General features: G+C 56.0%; 15 protein-coding genes, 7 tRNA genes and 2 other RNA genes. All 24 read left to right on the plus strand.

Features of this window, described 5'->3' with window-relative positions; genetic code table 11:
• Positions 1-237 precede the first annotated feature (237 nt).
• The gene (gene sucA / locus ACOI7Z_RS01345; RefSeq protein WP_023288875.1) at positions 238-3,045 is read left to right on the plus strand and encodes a 2-oxoglutarate dehydrogenase E1 component; all 2,808 of its coding nucleotides are present in this window, start codon (positions 238-240) and stop codon (positions 3,043-3,045) included.
• Between the two features lie 14 nt (positions 3,046-3,059).
• Complete coding sequence (gene odhB, locus ACOI7Z_RS01350) at positions 3,060-4,286, plus strand: 2-oxoglutarate dehydrogenase complex dihydrolipoyllysine-residue succinyltransferase (protein ID WP_023288876.1); 1,227 nt, start codon at positions 3,060-3,062, stop codon at positions 4,284-4,286.
• A 103-nt stretch (positions 4,287-4,389) separates the two neighbouring features.
• A complete protein-coding gene (gene sucC / locus ACOI7Z_RS01355) occupies positions 4,390-5,556 on the plus strand; it encodes an ADP-forming succinate--CoA ligase subunit beta (RefSeq protein ID WP_002895039.1) in 1,167 nt (388 codons plus the stop codon).
• Complete coding sequence (sucD, locus tag ACOI7Z_RS01360; protein ID WP_004885990.1) at positions 5,556-6,425, plus strand: succinate--CoA ligase subunit alpha; 870 nt, start codon at positions 5,556-5,558, stop codon at positions 6,423-6,425. Before sucC ends, sucD begins: the two co-directional genes overlap by 1 nt.
• An 828-nt stretch (positions 6,426-7,253) precedes the next feature.
• Positions 7,254-8,822 (plus strand): cytochrome ubiquinol oxidase subunit I, encoded by a 1,569-nt coding sequence (gene cydA, locus ACOI7Z_RS01365; RefSeq protein ID WP_002895047.1) that lies wholly within the window; start codon positions 7,254-7,256, stop codon positions 8,820-8,822.
• Positions 8,823-8,837: 15 nt separating this feature from the next.
• Positions 8,838-9,977, plus strand: coding sequence for a cytochrome d ubiquinol oxidase subunit II (gene cydB / locus ACOI7Z_RS01370; RefSeq protein ID WP_087849754.1), 1,140 nt, complete (start codon positions 8,838-8,840; stop codon positions 9,975-9,977).
• Positions 9,978-9,992: 15 nt separating this feature from the next.
• A complete protein-coding gene (cydX, locus tag ACOI7Z_RS01375; RefSeq protein ID WP_004100325.1) occupies positions 9,993-10,106 on the plus strand; it encodes a cytochrome bd-I oxidase subunit CydX in 114 nt (37 codons plus the stop codon).
• Positions 10,107-10,236: 130 nt separating this feature from the next.
• Positions 10,237-10,521, plus strand: coding sequence for a cyd operon protein YbgE (ybgE, locus tag ACOI7Z_RS01380; RefSeq protein WP_008805691.1), 285 nt, complete (start codon positions 10,237-10,239; stop codon positions 10,519-10,521).
• Between the two features lie 149 nt (positions 10,522-10,670).
• A complete protein-coding gene (ybgC, locus tag ACOI7Z_RS01385) occupies positions 10,671-11,075 on the plus strand; it encodes a tol-pal system-associated acyl-CoA thioesterase (RefSeq protein WP_002895056.1) in 405 nt (134 codons plus the stop codon).
• The gene (tolQ, locus tag ACOI7Z_RS01390; RefSeq protein ID WP_004152221.1) at positions 11,072-11,764 is read left to right on the plus strand and encodes a Tol-Pal system protein TolQ; all 693 of its coding nucleotides are present in this window, start codon (positions 11,072-11,074) and stop codon (positions 11,762-11,764) included. Before ybgC ends, tolQ begins: the two co-directional genes overlap by 4 nt.
• 3 nt (positions 11,765-11,767) lie before the next feature.
• Positions 11,768-12,196: a colicin uptake protein TolR gene (gene tolR, locus ACOI7Z_RS01395; RefSeq protein WP_002895061.1), complete on the plus strand. Its 429-nt coding sequence runs from the start codon at positions 11,768-11,770 to the stop codon at positions 12,194-12,196.
• Between the two features lie 99 nt (positions 12,197-12,295).
• A complete protein-coding gene (gene tolA / locus ACOI7Z_RS01400; protein ID WP_086075267.1) occupies positions 12,296-13,624 on the plus strand; it encodes a cell envelope integrity protein TolA in 1,329 nt (442 codons plus the stop codon).
• 131 nt (positions 13,625-13,755) lie between these two features.
• The gene (gene tolB, locus ACOI7Z_RS01405) at positions 13,756-15,048 is read left to right on the plus strand and encodes a Tol-Pal system beta propeller repeat protein TolB (protein WP_023288877.1); all 1,293 of its coding nucleotides are present in this window, start codon (positions 13,756-13,758) and stop codon (positions 15,046-15,048) included.
• Positions 15,049-15,082: 34 nt separating this feature from the next.
• Positions 15,083-15,607 carry a peptidoglycan-associated lipoprotein Pal gene (gene pal / locus ACOI7Z_RS01410; protein ID WP_002895068.1) on the plus strand — a complete coding sequence of 175 codons (525 nt, stop codon included), beginning with the start codon at positions 15,083-15,085 and terminating at the stop codon, positions 15,605-15,607.
• Positions 15,608-15,616: 9 nt separating this feature from the next.
• On the plus strand, positions 15,617-16,411 hold the full coding sequence (gene cpoB, locus ACOI7Z_RS01415; protein ID WP_086075268.1) for a cell division protein CpoB: 795 nt from the start codon (positions 15,617-15,619) through the stop codon (positions 16,409-16,411).
• Between the two features lie 161 nt (positions 16,412-16,572).
• A tRNA-Lys gene (locus ACOI7Z_RS01420) sits at positions 16,573-16,648 on the plus strand.
• A 125-nt stretch (positions 16,649-16,773) separates the two neighbouring features.
• Positions 16,774-16,849, plus strand: a tRNA-Val gene (locus tag ACOI7Z_RS01425).
• A gap of 2 nt (positions 16,850-16,851) precedes the next feature.
• A tRNA-Lys gene (locus ACOI7Z_RS01430) sits at positions 16,852-16,927 on the plus strand.
• A 150-nt stretch (positions 16,928-17,077) separates the two neighbouring features.
• Positions 17,078-17,153: transfer RNA gene (locus ACOI7Z_RS01435), tRNA-Val, on the plus strand.
• 3 nt (positions 17,154-17,156) lie between these two features.
• Positions 17,157-17,232, plus strand: a tRNA-Lys gene (locus tag ACOI7Z_RS01440).
• A gap of 146 nt (positions 17,233-17,378) precedes the next feature.
• A tRNA-Lys gene (locus ACOI7Z_RS01445) sits at positions 17,379-17,454 on the plus strand.
• Positions 17,455-17,587: 133 nt separating this feature from the next.
• A tRNA-Lys gene (locus ACOI7Z_RS01450) sits at positions 17,588-17,663 on the plus strand.
• Positions 17,664-17,687: 24 nt separating this feature from the next.
• Positions 17,688-17,821: non-coding RNA, RtT sRNA (locus ACOI7Z_RS01455), on the plus strand.
• A gap of 95 nt (positions 17,822-17,916) precedes the next feature.
• A non-coding RNA gene (locus tag ACOI7Z_RS01460) (RtT sRNA) lies at positions 17,917-18,054 on the plus strand.
• Positions 18,055-18,075 lie beyond the last annotated feature (21 nt).

An 18,075-nucleotide genomic window follows, 5' to 3' on the forward strand; every position in this document is an offset into this window, starting at 1 on the left:
CGAGGTAAGGCGGCAACTGAACGCATCCCAGGGAGCATAGTGAACTATGTGACCGGGGTAAGTGAAGGCAGCTAACGCAACCGCAGCCTGAACGCCGAAGATTAATGGCAGTTTTTAAAGGTTCCTTAGCGGATAGAAACCACAACTCGTCCGCAACAAGTGAACCCCGGCACGTGCACTCGGTGTACGTGGTAGTTTCTACGGCGAAATAAGCATATGAATGCTTAAGGGATCACGATGCAGAACGGCGCAATGAAAGCCTGGCTGGACTCTTCTTACCTCTCTGGTTCGAACCAGAGCTGGATAGAACAGCTCTATGAAGACTTCTTAACCGATCCTGACTCTGTTGACGCCAACTGGCGTTCAATGTTCCAGCAGTTACCTGGCACCGGAGTTAAACCGGATCAATTTCATTCCAAAACGCGTGATTATTTCCGTCGACTGGCGAAGGATGCCTCACGTTACACTTCTTCGATTTCCGACCCAGACACCAATGTGAAGCAGGTTAAAGTCCTGCAGCTTATCAACGCATACCGTTTCCGTGGCCACCAGCATGCGAATCTCGATCCGCTGGGGCTGTGGAAGCAAGAGAGAGTGGCGGATCTCGATCCGGCCTACCACGATCTGACCGAGGCCGATTTCCAGGAAAGCTATAACGTAGGTTCATTTGCCATCGGTAAAGACACGATGAAGCTGGGCGAGCTGATTGCCGCCCTTAAGCAAACCTACTGCGGCTCCATCGGCGCGGAATATATGCATATCACCTCTACCGAAGAAAAACGCTGGATCCAGCAGCGCATTGAATCGGTAGCCGGCAAAGCGAGCTTTACCGCGGAAGAGAAAAAACGTTTCCTCGGCGAACTGACTGCCGCGGAAGGGCTGGAGCGCTACCTCGGCGCCAAATTCCCGGGGGCGAAGCGCTTCTCGCTGGAGGGTGGCGACGCCCTGATCCCCATGCTCAAAGAGATGATCCGCCATGCGGGTAAGAGCGGCACCCGTGAAGTGGTGCTGGGCATGGCGCACCGTGGCCGTCTCAACGTGCTGGTCAACGTGCTGGGTAAAAAACCGCAGGACCTGTTCGACGAGTTTGCCGGCAAACATAAAGAACACCTCGGTACCGGCGATGTGAAGTACCACATGGGCTTCTCTTCCGATATAGAAACCGAAGGCGGTCTGGTGCACCTGGCGCTGGCGTTTAACCCGTCGCACCTCGAGATCGTCAGCCCGGTGGTGATCGGTTCCGTACGCGCCCGTCTGGATCGTCTGGACGAGCCGAGCAGCAACAAGGTTCTGCCGATCACTATCCATGGCGACGCCGCGGTGACCGGCCAGGGCGTGGTTCAGGAAACCCTGAACATGTCCAAAGCCCGCGGTTACGAAGTGGGCGGGACCGTGCGCATCGTTATCAACAACCAGGTGGGCTTCACGACCTCTAACCCGCTGGATGCGCGTTCGACCCCGTACTGCACCGACATCGGTAAAATGGTGCAGGCGCCGATTTTCCACGTCAACGCCGACGATCCGGAAGCGGTCGCTTTCGTCACCCGTCTGGCGCTGGATTTCCGCAATACCTTCAAACGCGATGTCTTCATCGACCTGGTGTGCTACCGCCGTCACGGCCATAACGAAGCCGATGAGCCGAGCGCAACCCAGCCGCTGATGTATCAGAAGATCAAAAAGCACCCGACCCCGCGCAAAATCTATGCTGACAAGCTGGAGCAGGACAAGGTCGCGACCCTGGAAGATGCTACCGAGCAGGTTAACCTCTACCGCGATGCGCTGGATGCCGGCGAATGCGTGGTGAAGGAATGGCGTCCGATGAACATGCACTCCTTTACCTGGTCGCCGTACCTCAACCATGAGTGGGACGAGAGCTATCCGGATAAAGTGGAGCCGAAGCGTCTGCAGGAGCTGGCCAAACGCATCAGCACGGTGCCGGAAGGTATCGAAATGCAGTCCCGCGTGGCGAAAATTTACGCCGACCGCCAGGCGATGGCGGCAGGTGAGAAGCTGTTCGATTGGGGCGGCGCTGAAAACCTGGCCTACGCCACGCTGGTTGACGAAGGTATTCCGGTGCGTCTGTCCGGGGAAGACTCCGGTCGCGGCACCTTCTTCCACCGTCATGCGGTGATCCATAACCAGACCAATGGTTCAACCTACACCCCGCTGCAGCATGTCCATAACGGTCAGGGCCAGTTCCGCGTTTGGGACTCCGTGCTGTCTGAAGAAGCGGTGCTGGCGTTTGAATATGGTTACGCCACCGCAGAGCCGCGCACCCTGACCATCTGGGAAGCGCAGTTTGGCGACTTTGCTAACGGCGCGCAGGTGGTGATCGACCAGTTCATCTCCTCCGGTGAGCAGAAGTGGGGCCGGATGTGCGGCCTGGTGATGCTCCTGCCGCACGGCTACGAAGGCCAGGGCCCGGAGCACTCCTCCGCCCGTCTGGAGCGTTATCTGCAGCTGTGCGCTGAGCAGAATATGCAGGTATGCGTGCCGTCCACGCCGGCGCAGGTGTACCACATGCTGCGTCGTCAGGCGCTGCGCGGTATGCGTCGTCCGCTGGTGGTGATGTCGCCGAAGTCGCTGCTGCGTCATCCGCTGGCGGTCTCCAGCATGGATGAGCTGGCAAACGGCACTTTCCTGCCGGCCATCGGTGAAATCGATCAACTTGATCCGCAGGCTGTGAAGCGCGTGGTGCTGTGCTCTGGTAAGGTTTACTACGACCTGCTGGAACAGCGCCGTAAAAACGAGCAAAAAGATGTCGCTATCGTTCGTATCGAGCAGCTCTATCCGTTCCCGCATCAGGCGGTGCAGGATGCGCTGAAAGCGTATGCGCACGTACATGATTTTGTCTGGTGCCAGGAAGAGCCGCTCAACCAGGGCGCATGGTACTGCAGCCAGCATCACTTCCGTGAAGTGATTCCGTTTGGGGCCTCTCTGCGTTATGCAGGCCGCCCGGCCTCCGCCTCTCCGGCGGTAGGGTATATGTCCGTTCACCAGAAACAGCAACAAGATCTGGTCAATGACGCGCTGAACGTCGATTAATTAAAGGATACACAATGAGTAGCGTAGATATTCTGGTTCCCGACCTGCCTGAGTCCGTAGCTGACGCAACCGTCGCCACCTGGCACAAAAAACCGGGCGACGCGGTCGTCCGTGACGAAGTCCTGGTCGAAATCGAAACTGACAAAGTGGTACTGGAAGTACCGGCATCAGCGGACGGCATTCTGGATGCAGTGCTGGAAGACGAGGGCGCTACCGTCCTGTCTCGCCAGATCCTTGGCCGCCTGCGCGAAGGTAACAGCGCAGGTAAAGAAAGCAGCGAAAAAGCCGATGCGAAAGCGTCCACGCCGGCGCAGCGTCAGCAGGCCTCTCTGGAAGAGCAGAACAACGATGCGCTGAGCCCGGCGATCCGTCGTCTGCTGGCTGAACACAACCTCGACGCGGCGGCCATCAAAGGCACCGGTGTCGGCGGCCGCCTGACCCGCGAAGATGTCGAGAAACATCTGGCGAAAGCCCCGGCGGCGGCAGAAGCCAAAGCGCCAGCCGCTGCCCCGGCAGCCGCGCCGGCGCCGCAGCTGGGCCACCGCTCTGAAAAACGCGTCCCGATGACCCGCCTGCGTAAACGTGTGGCCGAGCGTCTGCTGGAAGCGAAAAACTCCACCGCCATGCTGACCACGTTCAACGAAGTCAACATGAAGCCAATCATGGATCTGCGTAAGCAGTACGGCGACGCGTTCGAAAAACGTCACGGCATCCGTCTGGGCTTTATGTCCTTCTACGTGAAAGCGGTGGTGGAAGCGCTGAAACGCTATCCGGAAGTGAACGCCTCTATCGATGGCGACGACGTGGTGTACCACAACTACTTCGACGTCAGCATGGCCGTATCCACTCCACGCGGCCTGGTCACCCCGGTTCTGCGTGACGTTGACCTGCTGGGCATGGCGGATATCGAAAAGAATATTAAAGAGTTGGCGGTGAAAGGCCGTGACGGCAAGCTGACCGTAGACGACCTGACCGGCGGTAACTTCACCATTACCAACGGCGGCGTGTTCGGTTCCCTGATGTCCACGCCGATCATCAACCCACCGCAGAGCGCCATCCTGGGTATGCATGCCATTAAAGACCGTCCGATGGCGGTGAATGGCAAGGTAGAGATCCTGCCGATGATGTACCTGGCGCTCTCCTACGACCACCGTCTGATCGACGGACGTGAATCGGTAGGCTTCCTGGTGGCGATTAAAGAGCTGCTGGAAGATCCGACCCGTCTGCTGCTGGACGTGTAGTCAGCAAGCGTATTACCTACCGTAGGCCGGATAACACGCGTTAACGCCGTTATCAGGCCTACAGGTTTAAAGATAATTACACCCTGAAGGATGGACTGAACACATGAACTTACATGAATATCAGGCAAAACAACTTTTTGCCCGCTATGGCTTACCGGCGCCGGTGGGTTATGCCTGTACTACTCCGCGTGAAGCAGAAGAAGCCGCTTCAAAAATCGGCGCGGGTCCGTGGGTAGTGAAATGTCAGGTTCACGCTGGTGGCCGCGGCAAAGCGGGCGGTGTGAAAGTGGTGAAGAGCAAAGAAGAGATCCGCGCATTTGCCGAGCACTGGCTGGGCAAACGTCTGGTGACCTATCAAACAGATGCGAACGGCCAGCCGGTTAACCAGATCCTGGTTGAAGCGGCGACCGATATTGACAAAGAGCTGTACCTGGGCGCGGTCGTGGACCGTAGCTCCCGTCGCGTAGTGTTCATGGCCTCTACCGAAGGCGGCGTGGAAATCGAAAAAGTGGCGGAAGAGACCCCGCACCTGATCCACAAGATCGCCATCGATCCGCTGGCGGGCCCGATGCCTTATCAAGGTCGTGAACTGGCGTTCAAACTGGGTCTGGAAGGTAAACAGGTTCAGCAGTTCACCAAGATCTTCATGGGCCTGGCGACCATTTTCCTGGAGCGCGACCTGGCGCTGATCGAAATCAACCCGCTGGTTATCACTAAGCAGGGCGACCTGATCTGCCTCGACGGCAAACTGGGCGCTGACGGCAACGCGCTGTTCCGCCAGCCGGATCTGCGCGAAATGCGCGACCAGTCGCAGGAAGATCCGCGTGAAGCGCAGGCGGCGCAGTGGGAACTGAACTACGTCGCGCTGGACGGCAACATCGGCTGCATGGTTAACGGCGCAGGCCTGGCGATGGGTACCATGGACATCGTTAAACTGCACGGCGGCGAACCGGCTAACTTCCTCGACGTGGGCGGCGGTGCGACCAAAGAGCGCGTCACCGAAGCGTTCAAAATCATCCTCTCTGATGACAACGTGAAAGCGGTGCTGGTGAACATCTTCGGCGGTATCGTGCGTTGCGACCTGATCGCTGACGGCATCATCGGTGCGGTAGCGGAAGTTGGGGTTAACGTTCCGGTCGTGGTTCGTCTGGAAGGTAACAACGCCGAACTGGGCGCGAAAAAACTGGCTGACAGCGGCCTGAATATTATTGCAGCGAAAAGTCTGACGGACGCAGCACAGCAGGTTGTTGCCGCAGTGGAGGGGAAATAATGTCAGTTTTAATTAATAAAGATACCAAGGTTATCTGCCAGGGCTTCACCGGTAGCCAGGGGACCTTCCACTCTGAACAAGCGATCGCTTACGGTACGCAAATGGTTGGCGGCGTGACGCCAGGCAAAGGCGGCACCACTCACCTGGGCCTGCCGGTGTTCAACACCGTGCGCGAAGCCGTTGAAGCGACCGGCGCCACCGCGACCGTGATCTACGTTCCGGCGCCGTTCTGCAAAGATTCCATTCTGGAAGCGATTGACGCGGGCATTAAGCTGATTATCACCATCACCGAAGGTATCCCGACGCTGGATATGCTGACCGTGAAAGTGAAACTGGACGAAGCGGGCGTGCGTATGATCGGCCCGAACTGCCCAGGCGTGATCACGCCGGGCGAATGCAAAATCGGCATCATGCCGGGTCACATTCACAAGCCGGGTAAAGTGGGCATCGTTTCCCGTTCCGGTACCCTGACCTATGAAGCAGTTAAGCAGACCACCGACTATGGCTTCGGTCAGTCTACCTGCGTCGGTATCGGCGGCGACCCGATCCCGGGCTCTAACTTCATCGATATCCTGAAGCTGTTCCAGGAAGACCCGCAGACCGAAGCGATTGTGATGATCGGTGAGATCGGCGGTAGCGCGGAAGAAGAAGCGGCTGCCTACATCAAAGAGCACGTGACCAAGCCGGTTGTCGGTTACATCGCCGGCGTGACCGCGCCGAAGGGCAAGCGTATGGGCCATGCTGGCGCCATCATCGCTGGCGGTAAAGGTACTGCCGATGAGAAATTCGCAGCCCTGGAAGCAGCCGGTGTGAAAACCGTTCGCAGCCTGGCCGATATCGGCGAAGCGCTGAAAGCTATCATCAAGTAAACCCTCTCTGCTTATCCGCAAGCAGAAATCTGTCCGATTTCGACATGGTTGGCCACCGTCAGGTGGCCTTTTTTTTGGCCGTTGTCCGCTTCTTCCGTACGCCGCTGCGTCAGTAAACTCTGCGTTTGGCAAAAACCTTATCTATCATATTGATTTTATGAATTATTTCATAAATATTATCGACGCGCGGTTGTCGGAAATGAAAATTTGCCCTGGTCGTACCGCAGGGTAACGAAACAGACAGTAAAAAAAAGAGTGGGGGAGGGGAGAAGAAAGCAGGAAAAAATACTGTGAGCGGTCTAGCATTAATCGGATCGGCTCTTTTTTTTATTTTTTTCCTGTGGCGTTAAATAATATTACCTATGATTCTCATCTTTCCCTTTTTAGTAACCAACCAAGGCATACTTTAAACACAGCATTAACATTGGGTTTACCAATATTCTTTATTGAGCTACATAATTAACACGTAGAGTAAAAATTGATTTATATCAATACTTAATGCTTGGAAAAATCCTTCAAAAAACGTTAAATTGTCTCAAGTCAAATTGGCCTAAACCGGCCATCTTCGCTATATATTGATCACCGTCGAAAAATGTAAAACTGGAACAATAAAAACATATTTATTGTAAGGTTATTGCGGCGTAATATATTGGGGAATCAATTGGGTTTTTCGTTAACGTATTTGTAACCTTGTCCTGGCGTGGTTTCACTTTCGGTTGAAACCCGCTCCGGGCGGGCGACAAATAAAAATTTGTATTGGGGCATGCGTATGAGCCAGAGCTTCTCGGTTCATTTTCGGAGTCTTCATGCGATGAGCAAGGAGTCATGATGTTAGATATAGTCGAACTGTCGCGCTTACAGTTTGCCTTGACCGCGATGTACCACTTCCTGTTTGTGCCACTGACGCTCGGTATGGCGTTCCTGCTGGCCATCATGGAAACGGTCTACGTCCTTTCCGGCAAACAGATTTATAAAGATATGACCAAATTCTGGGGCAAGTTGTTTGGTATCAACTTCGCGCTGGGTGTGGCGACCGGTCTGACCATGGAGTTCCAGTTCGGGACTAACTGGTCGTATTACTCACACTACGTGGGCGATATCTTCGGTGCGCCGCTGGCCATTGAAGGTCTGATGGCCTTCTTCCTCGAATCCACCTTTGTAGGTCTGTTCTTCTTCGGTTGGGATCGTCTGGGTAAAGTTCAGCACATGGCCGTCACCTGGCTGGTCGCTCTGGGCTCCAACCTCTCCGCGCTGTGGATCCTCGTCGCTAACGGCTGGATGCAGAACCCTATCGCATCGGACTTCAACTTTGAAACCATGCGTATGGAGATGGTCAGCTTCTCCGAGCTGGTGCTCAACCCGGTTGCTCAGGTGAAATTCGTTCACACTGTGGCGTCTGGTTATGTCACCGGTGCGATGTTTATCCTGGCTATCAGCTCCTGGTACATGCTGAAAGGCCGTGACTTTGCCTTTGCTAAGCGCTCCTTCGCCATCGCAGCCAGCTTCGGTATGGCGGCGATCCTGTCCGTTATTGTGCTGGGTGACGAATCCGGTTACGAAATGGGTGACGTGCAGAAAACCAAACTGGCGGCTATCGAAGCAGAGTGGGAAACCCAGCCTGCGCCGGCGGCCTTTACCCTGTTTGGTATTCCCGATCAGAATGCGCAAACCAACCACTTCGCCATCCAGATCCCCTACGCGCTGGGCATCATTGCCACCCGCTCGGTGGATAAGCCGGTTATCGGTCTGAAGGATCTGATGGTTCAGCACGAAGAGCGTATCCGTAACGGCATGAAAGCCTACGCGCTGCTGGAGCAACTGCGCGCCGGTTCCACCGACCAGGCCGTTCGCGACCAGTTCAATAACGTGAAGAAAGATCTCGGCTATGGTCTGCTGCTGAAACGCTATACCCCGAACGTCGCTGACGCCACGGAAGAGCAGATCGCCAAAGCCACCAAAGACTCTATTCCAAGCGTCGCACCGCTGTACTTCGCCTTCCGTATCATGGTGGCGTGCGGCATCCTGATGCTGTTGATTATCGGCGCCTCCTTCTGGAGCGTGATTCGTAACCGTATCGGCGAGAAAAAATGGCTGCTGCGCGCCGCGTTCTATGGCCTGCCGCTGCCGTGGATTGCCGTGGAGTCGGGCTGGTTTGTTGCCGAATACGGCCGTCAGCCGTGGGCGATTGGTGAAGTCCTGCCGACGGCGGTGGCCAACTCGTCGCTGACCGCGGGCGATCTGATCTTCTCTATGTTGCTGATCTGCGGTCTGTACACGCTGTTCCTGGTGGCTGAACTGTTCCTGATGTTCAAGTTTGCCCGCAAAGGACCTAGCAGCCTGAAAACCGGCCGCTATCACTTTGAACAGTCCTCTGCGGCTATTCAGTCGGCACGCTAAGACAGGAGTCGTCAAATGATCGATTATGAAGTATTGCGTTTTATCTGGTGGCTGCTGATTGGCATCCTGCTGATTGGCTTCGCCGTCGCCGACGGGTTCGACATGGGGGTGGGCATGCTCACCCGCTTCCTCGGCCGTAACGACACCGAGCGTCGGATTATGATCAACGCCATCGCCCCGCACTGGGACGGTAACCAGGTGTGGCTGATCACCGCCGGCGGCGCGCTGTTCGCTGCCTGGCCGATGGTCTACGCCGCGGCGTTCTCCGGTTTCTATGTGGCGATGATTCTGGTGCTGGCCTCGTTGTTCTTCCGTCCGGTCGGTTTCGACTACCGTTCCAAGATCGAGGACACCCGCTGGCGCAACATGTGGGACTGGGGCATCTTCATCGGCAGCTTCGTGCCGCCGCTGGTGATTGGCGTGGCCTTCGGCAACCTGCTGCAGGGCGTGCCGTTCCATGTCGACGAATACCTGCGTCTGTTCTATACCGGTAACTTCTTCCAGCTGCTGAACCCGTTTGGTCTGCTGGCCGGTATTGTCAGCGTGGCGATGATCCTCACCCAGGGCGCGACCTACCTGCAGATGCGTACCGTAGGCGAACTGCATCTGCGCACCCGCACCGTCTCCACGGTGGCGGCGCTGGTGACGCTGGTCTGCTTCGCGCTGGCGGGCGTGTGGGTCTACTACGGCATCGACGGCTATGTGGTGAAATCGGTAATTGACCATACCGGCCCGTCTAACCCGCTGACCAAAGAAGTGGTGCGTGAAGCTGGCGCGTGGATGGTGAACTTTAACAATATGCCAGCGCTGTGGGTGATCCCTGCCCTGGGCGTGGTGCTGCCGCTGCTGACCGTCGTTTCGACCAAAGCGGATAAAGGCGCATGGGCATTCCTGTTCTCCTCGCTGACCCTGGCCTGCATCATTCTGACTGCCGGTATCGCGATGTTCCCGTTCATCATGCCGTCCAGCACCATGCTGAACGCCAGCCTGACGATGTGGGACGCGACCTCCAGCCAGCGGACGCTGAACCTGATGACCTACGTGGCGATTGTCTTCGTGCCGATCATTCTGGGCTACACCAGCTGGTGTTACTGGAAGATGTTTGGCCGCATCACCCGTGAAGACATCGAAAAGAACACCCACTCGCTGTACTAAGGTAAGGAGCTATATATGTGGTACTTCGCATGGATTTTGGGAACGCTTCTTGCCTGTGCCTTTGGGGTGATTACCGCGCTGGCGCTTGAGCACGTGGAAGCCACCAAAGCAGGTAAAGAAGAACACTGATGAGTATTATCGTGATGCGATATACGAAATCATTCGGGTTGCATCGAGGCGGCAAGTCTGTGAATCCCCAGGAGCTTACACCAGTAAGTGACTGGGGTAAGCAGACGGAGCCAACAAAGAGGCGACGTGAATGATAAAGTATATGTATGCGATAATGGACAAGCGCCCGTTAAGGGCGCTTTCCTTGTTGATGGCGCTGCTGCTGGCAGGCTGCATTTTCTGGGATCCGTCGCGCTTTGCCGCGAAGACCAGCGAGCTGGAAATCTGGCACGGTTTCTTGCTGATGTGGGCGGTTTGCAGCGGCGTAATTCACGGCGTGGGCTTCCGCCCGCGTGCCGTTCACTGGCAGGGGATTTTTTGTCCGCTTATCGCTGATATCGTGCTCGCTTTAGGTCTCTTCTTTTTCTTCTTTTGAATAAGAGATCTCTGTTAATGCTATGGGCTTGCATAAGCCCATAAAAATTTACTCCCCGTTTACTTTCCCCCATTCCAAACCACCTTTCCCGCGCGTATAGTAGCGAAGTTTGAAAGCTCTAACCTTTTTTTGCATTACCGGGATGTAAAGTGAATACAACGCTGTTTCGATGGCCGGTTCGGGTCTACTACGAAGATACCGACGCCGGTGGTGTGGTTTACCACGCCAGTTACGTCGCTTTTTATGAAAGAGCACGCACAGAGATGCTGCGCCACCATCACTTTAGTCAACAGGTTCTGTTGGCTGAACGCGTTGCCTTCGTGGTTCGCAAAATGACGCTGGAGTATTTTGCCCCCGCCAGACTCGACGACATGCTCGAAGTCCAGACGGAAATTACCTCGATGCGCGGCACCTCTTTGGTTTTCACGCAGCGAATCGTCAACGCCGAGAATACAGTGTTAAACGAAGCTGAGGTTCTCATTGTGTGCGTTGATCCACTCTTAATGAAGCCACGTGCGCTTCCCAAGTCTATTGTCGCGGAGTTTAAGCAGTGACTGACATGAATATCCTTGATTTGTTCCTGAAGGCGAGCCTTCTGGTTAAACTTATCATGTTGATTTTGATTGGTTTTTCTATCGCTTCCTGGGCTATCATTATTCAGAGAACGCGTATCCTTAACTCGGCCGCGCGCGAAGCTGAAGCGTTCGAGGACAAATTCTGGTCCGGGATTGAACTGTCCCGTTTGTATCAGGAGAGCCAGGGGCGTCGCGATAATCTGACCGGTTCGGAGCAGATCTTCTACAGCGGCTTCAAAGAGTTTGCGCGCTTGCATCGGGCCAACAGCCATGCGCCGGAGGCGATCGTCGAAGGGGCATCGCGCGCGATGCGTATTTCGATGAACCGCGAGCTGGAAACGCTGGAGACCCATATTCCGTTCCTCGGCACCGTAGGCTCCATCAGCCCGTATATCGGTCTGTTCGGCACCGTCTGGGGGATCATGCACGCCTTTATCGCCCTTGGCGCGGTGAAGCAGGCCACCCTGCAGATGGTGGCGCCGGGTATCGCCGAAGCGCTGATCGCCACCGCGATCGGTCTGTTCGCCGCTATCCCGGCGGTGATGGCGTACAACCGCCTGAACCAGCGGGTGAACAAGCTTGAACTGAATTACGACAACTTTATGGAAGAGTTCACCGCTATTCTGCACCGTCAGGCCTTTACCACCAGCGAAAGCAATAAGGGGTAAGCCATGGCCAGAGCACGTGGACGCGGACGTCGCGAACTGAAGTCCGAGATCAACATCGTTCCGCTGCTGGATGTCCTGCTGGTGCTGTTGCTGATCTTTATGGCAACGGCGCCGATCATTACGCAGAGCGTGGAGGTCGATCTGCCGGACGCCACGGAATCGCAAGCGGTGAAAAGCAATGACGATCCGCCGGTGATTGTGGAAGTCTCCGGGGTAGGGCAGTACAGCGTGAAAGTGGGGCAGGAGACGCTGTCCCAGCTGCCGCCGGAGCAGGTGATTGCCGAAGCGAAGCGTCGTCTTGAAGCCAATGAGAAAACGGTATTCCTGATCGGCGGTGCGAAAGACGTCCCTTACGATGAAATTATTAAAGCGCTGAACCTGTTGCATAGCGCAGGGGTTAAATCGGTCGGCTTGATGACCAAACCTATTTAATCGCTTCAGGTAGGTGCGTCCGCACGGCGTTCGGCGGCGAGTATCGCTCGCCGTCGGTGCGCATCGCGGGTACAGGCGAACAGTTTTTGGGAACCGATAGTGTCAAAGGCAACCGAACAAAACGACAAGCTTAAACGAGCGATCATCATTTCAGTCGCGCTGCACATCATACTGATCGCGCTGCTGATATGGAGTTCGTTTGACGAGCATCTGGATGCCTCTGCCGGCGGCGGCGGGGGATCGTCGATTGATGCCGTCATGGTCGATCCGGGGGCGGTGGTAAACAATTATAACCGTCAGCAACAGCAGCAGGCCAGCGCACGTCGCGCCGCTGAACAGCGTGAAAAACAGGCGCAGCAGCAGGCGGAAGAGTTACGTGAGAAGCAGGCGGCGGAACAGGAACGGCTGAAACAGCTCGAACAGGAGCGGCTGCAGGCGCAGGAAGCGGCGAAAGAAGCGAAGGAACAACAGAAGCAGGCTGAGGAAGCCGCTGCCAAGGCTGCCGCGGCGGCGAAAGCTAAAGCGGATGCGCAGGCCAAAGAAGCGCAGGAAGCGGCGGCCAAAGCGGCCGCCGAGGCGAAAGCGAAGGCGGATGCCCAGGCGAAAGCGGCTGAACTGGCGGCAGCGAAAGCGGCTGCTGACGCGAAGAAACAGGCCGAAGCTGCCGCCGCGAAAGCGGCTGCCGATGCGAAGAAACAGGCGGAAGCCGAAGCGGCGAAAGCCGCGGCAGAGGCGCAGAAGAAAGCGGAAGCGGCAGCGGCGAAGAAAGCGCAACAGGAAGCGGAGAAGAAGGCCCAGCAGGAAGCGGCTAAGCAGGCAGCGGCTGAAAAAGCGGCAGCAGAAAAAGCCGCCGAAAAAGCCGCCGCGCAAAAAGCGGCCGCGGAGAAGGCCGCCGCCGAGAAAGCCGCCGCAGCTGAAAAAGCCGCGGCAGCCAAAGCGGCTGCTGCTGAGAAGGCGGCGGCCGATAAAGCGGCCAAAGCGGCAGCAGCAAAAGCCGCGGCAGCGAAGAAAGCGGCTGCCGCGAAAGAAGCGGACGGCGTTGACGACCTGCTCGGCGATCTGAGTTCAGGTAAGAATGCGCCGAAAGGTAGCACCAGCGGTAGCACAGGGGGCTCTTCACCTGCTAAAGGAAGTAAACCGGGGCAGGGCGGTGCGTCTCAGGCGGAGATTGCCAGCTATATTTCGCAGGTGCAGGCCGCGATTAAAGGACATCTCTATGACTGGGATACGTACAAGGGTAAAGTATGTACGTTGCGCGTAAACCTGGCTCAGGATGGAACGTTGTTGAGTGTGAAATCGGAAGGCGGCGATCCGGCGTTCTGCCAGCAAATGCTGGCGGCCACCAGTCGGATGAGCAAATTCCCTAAACCGCCGTCGCAGGCTGTTTATGAAACGTTCAAAAATGCGCCACTGGACTTCAAACCTTAAGCGCTTTTCCCCCCGCGTCAGCGGGGGGAAAGAAAATAGGGCGGTCATGGGTTTTGGTAGTTTTGTGTATTTGAGTTTGTTAACATTCTGCTAAATTATCGTGGGCTTTTCGCCCGGATAAGGGAGATATGATGAAGCAGGCATTACGAGTAGCATTTGGTTTTTTAATGCTGTGGGCGGCGGTGCTGCACGCAGAAGTACGTATCGAGATCACCCAGGGGGTGGACTCGGCGCGCCCCATCGGCGTGGTACCGTTCCAGTGGGCCGGCCAGGGCGCTGCGCCGGAAGATGTTGGCGGTATCGTGGCGGCTGACCTGCGCAACAGCGGTAAATTCAACCCGCTGGATCGCTCGCGTCTGCCGCAGCAGCCGACCAGTGCCCAGGAAGTGCAGCCTGCTGCCTGGTCTGCGCTGGGTATTGACGCCGTGGTTGTCGGCCAGGTGACGTCAAACCCGGATGGTTCTTATCAGGTAGCGTATCAGCTGGTGGATACCGGCGGTGCGCCGGGCACAACGCTGGCGCAAGGCTCTTTCAAAGTCACTAAACAGTACCTGCGCTATGCCGCGCACACTGCCAGCGACGCGGTATTTGAAAAGCTGACCGGTATTAAAGGCGCCTTCCGGACTCGTATCGCCTACGTGGTGCAGACCAATGGCGGTCAGTTCCCGTATGAGCTGCGCGTTTCCGATTATGATGGCTACAACCAGTTTGTGGTTCACCGCTCCTCCCAGCCGCTGATGTCCCCGGCCTGGTCACCGGACGGTTCAAAACTGGCTTACGTCACCTTCGAGAGCGGTCGCTCTGCGCTGGTGGTGCAGACTCTGGCGAACGGCGCTGTGCGTCAGATTGCCTCCTTCCCGCAGCACAACGGCGCGCCGGCGTTCTCGCCGGATGGTTCTAAACTGGCCTTCGCGCTGTCGAAAACCGGTAGCCTGAACCTGTACGTGATGGATCTGGGCTCGGGTCAGATTCGTCAGGTGACCAACGGTCGCAGCAACAACACCGAACCAAGCTGGTTCCCGGACAGCCAGAACCTGGCCTTTACCTCTGACCAGGCCGGTCGTCCGCAGGTGTATAAAGTCAATATTAATGGCGGCACGCCGCAGCGTATCACCTGGGAAGGTTCGCAGAACCAGGACGCTGACGTGAGCGCGGATGGTAAAACGATGGTAATGGTCAGCTCGGCCGGCGGCCAGCAGCACATTGCCAAACAAGATCTGGAAGCGGGTGGTGTACAGGTTCTGTCATCAACGTTTTTAGACGAAACGCCAAGTCTGGCACCTAACGGCACTATGGTAATCTACAGCTCTTCTCAGGGGATGGGATCCGTGCTGAATCTGGTTTCTACAGATGGGCGTTTCAAAGCGCGTCTTCCGGCAACTGATGGACAGGTAAAATCGCCTGCCTGGTCGCCGTATCTGTGATAATAAATAATTGATTATTAAAGGAATCAAAGAAATGCAACTGAACAAAGTGCTGAAAGGGCTGATGATCGCTCTGCCGGTTATGGCAATCGCGGCATGTTCTTCTAACAAGAACGCCAGCAACGACCAGAGCGGTGAAGGCATGCTGGGTGCCGGCACTGGTATGGACGCTAACGGTAACGGCGGCAACATGTCTTCTGAAGAGCAAGCTCGTCTGCAGATGCAGCAGCTGCAGCAGAACAACATCGTTTACTTCGATCTGGACAAGTACGATATCCGTTCTGACTTCGCTGCAATGCTGGACGCGCACGCTAACTTCCTGCGCAGCAACCCGTCCTACAAAGTGACTGTAGAAGGTCACGCGGATGAGCGCGGTACCCCGGAATACAACATCGCGCTGGGTGAGCGTCGTGCTAACGCCGTTAAGATGTATCTGCAGGGCAAAGGTGTTTCGGCCGATCAGATCTCCATCGTTTCTTACGGTAAAGAAAAACCAGCAGTACTGGGTCATGACGAAGCGGCATATGCCAAAAACCGTCGCGCCGTACTGGTTTACTAAGAGAATTGCATGAGCAGTAACTTCAGACATCATTTATTGAGTCTGTCGTTACTGGTTGGCATAGCGGCCCCCTGGGCCGCTTTTGCTCAGGCGCCAATCAGTAGTGTCGGCTCAGGCTCGGTCGAAGACCGTGTCACTCAACTCGAGCGTATTTCCAATGCTCACAGCCAGCTTTTAACCCAACTCCAGCAACAACTCTCTGATAACCAGACTGACATTGATTCTCTCCGTGGTCAGATCCAGGAGAACCAGTATCAGCTGAATCAGATCGTTGAACGTCAGAAGCAGATTCTGCTGCAGATTGACGGGCTGACGAGCGGAGGTGGCGCAGCGGCGGCGGGCGCCCAGTCGTCGTCTTCCGGCGATCAGAGCGCGGCTACCGCCAGCGCAGCGCCAGCGGCCTCGTCAGGCGCGCCGGCGATGACCGGCGATGCGAACACCGATTACAATGCGGCTATTGCCCTGGTGAAGGATGCTTCACGCCAGGATGACGCCATGGCGGCGTTTCAGAACTTCGTTAAAAAGTACCCGGATTCAACTTATCAGCCGAACGCCAACTATTGGCTCGGACAGTTGAACTACAATAAGGGGAAAAAAGACGATGCGGCGTTTTACTTCGCCTCGGTGGTGAAGAACTACCCGAAATCGCCAAAAGCGCCGGACGCCATGTTTAAGGTCGGCGTGATCATGCAGGACAAAGGTGATACCGCGAAAGCGAAAGCGGTTTACCAGCAGGTGATCAGCAAATTCCCCGGCACCGACGGTGCGAAACAAGCGCAAAAACGACTTAATGCTCTTGGTTGATTACGGCATGACCAGAAATCGCGTTATTTCTGGTCTTGTCGCCTGAATCGCCAGCAGTTAAGTGATCTTTATCGAAATTTTAGTTGCGCTGAATTCTGAAATCAGTAATATATGCCGCCGTTGCCAAGGGATATCAAACAAGCCCAAAGCGACGCCAGAGTGGGTCGTTAGCTCAGTTGGTAGAGCAGTTGACTTTTAATCAATTGGTCGCAGGTTCGAATCCTGCACGACCCACCAATCGTTCTGGTGGAACGCGATAGTAAAACGTGAAGGATAACGTTGCGACAGCAACGGCCCATAGGGCGAGGCGAAGCCGAGTCATCCTGCACGACCCACCAATTAGCAGTATCCAGCGTAGTATCGGGTGATTAGCTCAGCTGGGAGAGCACCTCCCTTACAAGGAGGGGGTCGGCGGTTCGATCCCGTCATCACCCACCACCGGGTCGTTAGCTCAGTTGGTAGAGCAGTTGACTTTTAATCAATTGGTCGCAGGTTCGAATCCTGCACGACCCACCATCTTTAACATCGCACGTCGGTGTTAAACGTGAAGGATAACGTTGTTTCAGCAACGGCCCGAAGGGCGAGCGAAGCGAGTCATCCTGCACGACCCACCATGTTAATGATGGGGGCGGTGGAGGCAGTATCAGCAGTATCCAGCGCAGTTTCGGGTGATTAGCTCAGCTGGGAGAGCACCTCCCTTACAAGGAGGGGGTCGGCGGTTCGATCCCGTCATCACCCACCACTCGGGTCGTTAGCTCAGTTGGTAGAGCAGTTGACTTTTAATCAATTGGTCGCAGGTTCGAATCCTGCACGACCCACCAATTTCAGCATTTAACTCAGATGTTGAACGTGAAGGATAGCGTTGCGTCAGCAACGGCCCGTAGGGCGAGGCGAAGCCGAGTCATCCTGCACGACCCACCAATTCCAATATTGGTGTCGAGTGAAATTATTCAGGTAGTACCAGAGCGGGTCGTTAGCTCAGTTGGTAGAGCAGTTGACTTTTAATCAATTGGTCGCAGGTTCGAATCCTGCACGACCCACCAATCTTTAATGATGGTAACTGGTAGAAACGTGAAGGATAACGTTGCGTCAGCGACGGCCCGAAGGGCGAGGCGAAGCCGAGTCATCCTGCACGACCCACCATCCTGAATGGTGACAGTAGCAAAATCCCGCAAGGGGTCGTTAGCTCAGTTGGTAGAGCAGTTGACTTTTAATCAATTGGTCGCAGGTTCGAATCCTGCACGACCCACCAATGTAAAAAGGCGCCCTAAAGGCGCCTTTTTGCTATCCGCGGAACTCAACGATTCGAACCTGCAGCAGGTTCGGGTCGAACGCAGTGAGACAACGGAGCCGCTTGCGGCGACGGCCCGAAGGGCGAGGCGAAGCCGAGTCATCCTGCACGACCCACCAATGTAAAAAGGCGCCCTAAAGGCGCCTTTTTGCTATCCGCGGAACTCAACGATTCGACAAAATTGTCGGGAACAATTTTGAACAACGCGGTGGCGTTGGCCCGCAGGGCGAGTCTCAGGATGAGACGAGTGTCTCTGCAGCAGGTTCGGGTCGAACGCAGTGAGACAACGGAGCCGCTTGCGGCGACGGCCCGAAGGGCGAGGCGAAGCCGAGTCATCCTGCACGACCCACCAATGTAAAAAGGCGCCCTAAAG

Origin of the sequence: Klebsiella sp. C283 (assembly GCF_048822555.1) — a bacterium.
Classification (GTDB): Bacteria; Pseudomonadota; Gammaproteobacteria; order Enterobacterales; family Enterobacteriaceae; genus Klebsiella; species Klebsiella quasipneumoniae.

Coding starts and splice junctions, on each gene's coding strand:
- sucA (WP_023288875.1), top strand. CDS start 238: ATGCAGAACGGCGCAATGAAAGCCTGGCTGGACTCTTCTTACCTCTCT.
- odhB (WP_023288876.1), top strand. CDS start 3,060: ATGAGTAGCGTAGATATTCTGGTTCCCGACCTGCCTGAGTCCGTAGCT.
- sucC (WP_002895039.1), top strand. CDS start 4,390: ATGAACTTACATGAATATCAGGCAAAACAACTTTTTGCCCGCTATGGC.
- sucD (WP_004885990.1), top strand. CDS start 5,556: ATGTCAGTTTTAATTAATAAAGATACCAAGGTTATCTGCCAGGGCTTC.
- cydA (WP_002895047.1), top strand. CDS start 7,254: ATGTTAGATATAGTCGAACTGTCGCGCTTACAGTTTGCCTTGACCGCG.
- cydB (WP_087849754.1), top strand. CDS start 8,838: ATGATCGATTATGAAGTATTGCGTTTTATCTGGTGGCTGCTGATTGGC.
- cydX (WP_004100325.1), top strand. CDS start 9,993: ATGTGGTACTTCGCATGGATTTTGGGAACGCTTCTTGCCTGTGCCTTT.
- ybgE (WP_008805691.1), top strand. CDS start 10,237: ATGATAAAGTATATGTATGCGATAATGGACAAGCGCCCGTTAAGGGCG.
- tolR (WP_002895061.1), top strand. CDS start 11,768: ATGGCCAGAGCACGTGGACGCGGACGTCGCGAACTGAAGTCCGAGATC.
- tolB (WP_023288877.1), top strand. CDS start 13,756: ATGAAGCAGGCATTACGAGTAGCATTTGGTTTTTTAATGCTGTGGGCG.
- pal (WP_002895068.1), top strand. CDS start 15,083: ATGCAACTGAACAAAGTGCTGAAAGGGCTGATGATCGCTCTGCCGGTT.
- cpoB (WP_086075268.1), top strand. CDS start 15,617: ATGAGCAGTAACTTCAGACATCATTTATTGAGTCTGTCGTTACTGGTT.